The following is a 2770-nucleotide window of genomic DNA, read 5'->3' as shown; positions in this document are numbered from 1 at the left end:
AGCGCCACCGTGACATCGCGGCGACTCAGCACAGCCTTATGTTCATCCAGAAGAACCTGCTGCTTAACCCACTCAACAGCCGCTTCCCGCTCCGCAGTGTAGCTTACAAAGAGCTCAAGGCCCTCAGAAGTGACCTGCTCGACCGTGTCCGCGGCGCCATCCTTGCCGGGGGTTACCTTTTCCAGAACAACCCTGTAAGACCCCTCATAATTCAGCGCGCTACCGGGAATATTCAGCTTCTCATCCGTAGAACCATTCTGAAGGTGCTCAGCAGGAATGACCTGTTCCAGGGCCTTCTCGCCGGTTGGCTTGCCAGAATCATCCGTTGCCTGAACCGAGAAACGGTAATGACCATCGGTAAGCTTCGGAAGATTCGAGACTCGTGCGGTGAGGGTATTCATCTCCTCGTACGGGCTGATGCGCTTATTCAGAATGTACAAGTCCGGACGCGCTACAGGCTGGTCAGGGTTAGGCTGCGTAGACCGCACGGGAAGGAACTCAGCGACACTGGTCAGTAGGCTACCGCTGTACTCCTCCTCGCCAGGACGAGGCAGATTAGAACCGTAGATGCCAATCATATAGAGCCTGCCCGGCTTCAACGTACCCGCCGGAATCGTCATCTCCGTGCTGAAGTAACGATTATGGAATCCGCCGCAAAGTTGTCCGCAACTTGTCAGCGGAATTATGTCGGAGAAAACAGGGCGTCCCATAATCTTTCCGGTGGCCGGGTCAGCCTCGTAGAGGGTGAGGTGCGCAACCGATTCATGACCACCTACCGCATGAGGATCGAGGATATGGTAGCCCTCAACCGTCAGAGTGGTATCCTGCCACGGCTTATCGATCGCCGAAATGCTGTAGCGGTACGTTGGCTGAACAGGCTCAGGGTCACGCACTACCGGCAGAGAAGCTCGTGCCGTAAGACGGCGGTCTGTCGACTCCCAACGCAAATCCGGCTCAGCTTCATCAGACGGGTAGAACGTCAACACGACATCGAAGAGAGTGCCCTCGGGTACATCAAAGATTTGCTTGCGAACATCAAAGGTGAACGTAATGCTTCCATCAGGGTTTTCATGAACCTTCCCCTGATTTCGAAGGGTAGCGACTCTCTTACCGTACTGGGCTTCAGGTAGCTTACTGCCGTAGCTTGACCACTCGTAGTCCTTCCCTCGCTCCACAATGCCGAACTCGAAGAGCGTGTACTTCTTGCGGAACTCAGCACTCAGCGGTGCAGTCGTCACAGAGACAGTGCCGCCCTCAGAAATATTGAGGGTACCTGAAGTGACCCTCAAACGCACTTCATCAGATGCGGGAGGATTTATCGGGGTCGGAGGAGCAGCCAGCTGCACGGGCGCAGTGACCGTAAAAATGTGACTACCCTTCTGATAAAGAGAATCTGAGAAAGCTACCCTCAGCTCTGCCTCAGAACCAAGGTACACATTCTGCAACTCCTTGATGACTGCAGAGTCAATTTCAAGTTCTACGGTGCGGGTACCGTCAGGGTTACGGACAACAATAATGTCATGATCAAAGTAAGGAATGTCAGTAATTCCGACGATAGTCTTTCGAGCGGTTTTACTATAAATGTCGACGGATTTGACGTAATACCCCAAATCAACTTCCGGGGAAATGTTAGAAATAGTAACTTTATATTTCCCTGCATGGTACGGATCAAGCGTCTGAGGAGACAGTGAAACCTTCGGAAGAGTATTGCGGTACGTATTGCTCTGGTAAGGCATTTTCGCGGGGTTCTTACCCACAGGAATGAAGGGGAAATCGCGCGCTATAGCGTTAATGCCGAAGGGAGAAGAATCAACCCCAGAGGGATAAGATCCAACCACGCTCAGATAATACCCCTTACCAGGCTTTAAAAAACCGGCAGGAATCGTAATCTTACGCTGAAAACGACCGTTAGGAATCAGACCATGAAAAACCCGCTTCAAGTACGGAGAATCTGCAGGAACTAAATCCTCGAAATCTAAATAACGATGATAACTTTCAGGATTATTCGGGTCGATTTCCACAAGAGTAAAACTTAGCTTATTCATCCCGTCAAAACCCGAACCCGTCATATTGATTTCAATCGGTTTTCCGGAATTAATCTGCTCCTCCGAAATAGAATCCACATCATAGGTAATAGAAGGCAGAACAGATGCCGGAAAATCATTCGTCACAGGGAGCGCCGTACGAATACGATCCTCAGTATTCCACTGATAGGGGTGTGCCTCATCCAGCGGGCGGTAGGTCAAAATAACTTCGTACTCCATGCCCGCAGGTATGCCGTTGGAAGACACATCCAAGTCAGCGCTGAAAGTCCCGTCTGGGGCAGGCGCCGGAACGTCAAAGCGCGGCCCCTGGTATGTTGGCTCCTGGTAAGGGCCCACATAGGTAGAGGAACCCTTGGGCGCAATAATGAGGCTACGCAGCTCATGGTGTGCCAAGAATTCGGGAGTGAAGCCGGTGCCTTCAACATGCACCGTGCCGCCAGTCTCAATTTTTAACGTGCCACTGGTGACGCGCAAAGTCGGTAGCGAATTGGTCTGCTCGCCCTGGGCTACAGGATTTTGCTGGTTGTCTGTCTGGCGCTGGTTCAAAGCTGCGGCGGGGGAGGCGGGGGTCGCCTGTTCCGGGTCTGCCTGAGCGGGGGCAACCTGAGTCGGCCGGTCAGATGCCGCCTGGGCCGGTGTTGCGAGCGCCGCCGGAGTAATACCCGCAAGCGGGCTCAAACCCAGCAACAGTGACAGGCTGAGCGCGCGGGCGCTCGCCGGGTGGC

The 2770-nt window shown here is 53.4% G+C and carries 1 protein-coding gene; it reads right to left on the bottom strand.

Translation table 11 applies throughout. The annotated features are described in order from the left end of the window. A partial coding sequence (locus HMPREF2845_RS09320) for a hypothetical protein (protein ID WP_070634374.1) occupies window positions 1-2770 on the bottom strand: 2770 nt, incomplete at both ends.

Origin of the sequence: Rothia sp. HMSC065B04, from assembly GCF_001812285.1 — a bacterium.
In the GTDB taxonomy this organism is placed as follows: Bacteria; Actinomycetota; Actinomycetes; order Actinomycetales; family Micrococcaceae; genus Rothia; species Rothia mucilaginosa.
This window is presented reverse-complemented; position numbering and strand designations above follow the sequence as displayed.